The 2,590-nt window shown below is 29.9% G+C and carries 2 protein-coding genes; both read right to left on the bottom strand.

The annotated features are described in order from the left end of the window. Positions 1-1,837 (bottom strand): pyruvate:ferredoxin (flavodoxin) oxidoreductase (gene nifJ / locus AB1Z17_RS02225; protein ID WP_368050160.1); only part of this gene is annotated, 1,837 nt, incomplete at its 3' end. 337 nt (positions 1,838-2,174) lie between these two features. Continuing rightward, on the bottom strand, positions 2,175-2,590 hold a 416-nt coding region (locus AB1Z17_RS02220; protein WP_368050158.1), incomplete at its 5' end, for a hypothetical protein.

Below are 2,590 nucleotides of genomic sequence, written 5' to 3'. Positions count from 1 at the left end.
TTTCTAACGATTTATCAACCGCATTAAAGTTCATTTCAACAACACCTTCTCCTTTATGAGAATATGATTTTACAATTGCATCTTTAATTTTTTTGATTGCTTCATCTTTTGGAAGCACACCAGAAATTGCAAAGAAACAAGTTTGTAATATCGTATTTGTACGTTTACCAAGATTTGCTTCAGCAGCAACTTTTGTTGCATCAATAACATAAAATTCGACGTTATTATCAATAATTCTTTGTTGAACTATACTTGGTAATTCAGCCCAAATTTTATATTTTGAATGTGGTGTATTTAAAAGGAATGTTCCTCCTGGCTTAATCTTTTTCAAAATATCATACTCATTAATAAAGTTTGGTTGGTGACAAGCAATAAAATTAGCTGTACTTATTAAATAAGAAGAATAGATTGGTTCTGGTCCAAAACGTAAATGTGAAATTGTTTGTGCTCCTGCTTTTTTAGAGTCATACACGAAATAACCTTGCACATAATTATCAGTTGTTTCACCAATAATTTTAATAGAATTTTTATTTGCACCAACAGTACCATCAGATCCTAATCCGTAGAACATACAGTTAAAGGTAGATTTTCTTGTTTGGAAATCTGGCTTGTACGTTAAACTTGTATGTGTAACATCATCGTTAATACCCATTGTAAAGTGATTTTTTGGAGAATTATTTTCTAATTCATCAAAAATACCTTTTACCATAGAAGGCGTAAATTCTTTAGAAGAAAGTCCGTAACGACCACCAACAACTGTTGGCATTGATTCTCCCATTTCTACATATGAAGTAACAACATCTAAGTATAAAGGTTCTCCAGTGCTTCCTGGTTCTTTTGTTCTATCTAAAACAGCAACTTTTTTAACTGTTTTTGGCATTTGCTCAATAAAATTATGAATTGAGAACGGACGATATAAACGCACAAATAATGCTCCAACTTTTTCACCTTTCTCTACTAAAGTGTCTATAGTTTCTCTTACTGGACCTTGAGCAGATCCCATAATAACCATAACTTTTTCTGCTTCTGGGTGGCCTATATAATAGAATAAGCTATATTTTCTACCTGTTAATTCAGCAAATTGATCCATTGTATTTTGAACAATTTCAGGAACCTTTTCGTAATATGAATTTGCCGCTTCACGTGCTTGAAAAAATACATCTGGGTTTTGTGCTGTACCTCTAATTACAGGATTGTCTGGATCTAATGAATTTTTTTTATGCTTCATTATTTCCTCTTCTGGCATCATAGTTTTAATTACTTCATCAGAAATGGCATCTATTTTAGAAATTTCATGAGAAGTTCTAAATCCATCAAAAATGTTCATAAATGGCACTTTACTTTTTAATGCTGCAACTTGAGATATTAAAGCAAAATCGTGCGCTTCTTGTACAGAACCACCAAATAACATTGAGAAACCTGTTTGTCTAGCTGACATAACATCTGAATGGTCTCCAAAAATTGATAATGCATGTGTTGCTAATGTTCTAGCAGCTACGTGAATTACTGTAGGTAATAATTCACCAGCCATTTTATACATATTAGGAAGCATTAAAAGCAATCCTTGCGATGCAGTAAAAGTAGTAGTTAATGCGCCTCCTTGTAAAGAACCATGAACTGTACCAGCGGCACCACCTTCACTTTGCATTTCAATAATTCTTGGAACATCTCCCCAAATATTTTGCTGTCCTTCAGCACTATAAACATCCACGTGTTCTCCCATAGGAGAAGCTGGAGTAATTGGATAAATTGCACATACTTCATTTGTTTTGTGAGCTACTCTTGCAACAGCTTCATTAGCATCACAAATTAATTTTTTGTTTTCTGGTTTCATCATACTTTATATTTACACTTAATAATTTGCGAAACTCTTAATTAAATTAGGAATAAATTGCAAACTATATAATTCGACTATTCATTTTTACAGTGTAAAATTAGAGTTATAATGTAAAAGTTATAATGATATATATCAGTAAAAAAGGAGTGATAATTATTTATAATCGTTATAATTAATTATTTTTAAATACTGTTATTGTGCTGGTTAACCACTTTGGTAAACCATTTTAACAATGTTGTGTAACAAAATTAACAAATATTTAATACTAAAAAGTCTTCTTAAACTATAAACAATTCGCAATATCTTTAAGTTTTTTTCTCATTATAATTGATATCAATTATTGAAAATTTAAGATGCGTTGTTTCATAATTCCTAAAATTCTTTTATTAATGTCTTTAGCTGCGTTTTTATAAAAATTATATTCTTCAATGGAAAAATGACCAATTACAATTCCTTTAATCTCGTTTTTAAATTGATTATCTTTTAAAAAGGTTGTTGTAACAAATTTTTCTTTTTCAATAGCTGTCGAATTAGTTATATCAAATCTTTTGAGTAGCATATAATTGTGAAAATATACTAATAACAAATCATTTAAAGATTTAATTATTGGTCGTAAGGTTATATTTTGAAATTGTTCTAACTGTTTTGTCGCGTCTAAAATAGCCGCATTTGGTATTATTGGTCTTGTTTTCATTCTATGTAAACTTAAAGTTACTCTAAAATAATAGCATCTAAAATAAGTTCGAATTTTTC

Source organism: Lutibacter sp. (assembly GCF_040883305.1).
GTDB lineage: Bacteria > Bacteroidota > Bacteroidia > Flavobacteriales > Flavobacteriaceae > Lutibacter.
Note: the sequence above shows the minus strand (reverse complement) of the source record. Positions and strands in the feature narration are given on the sequence as shown.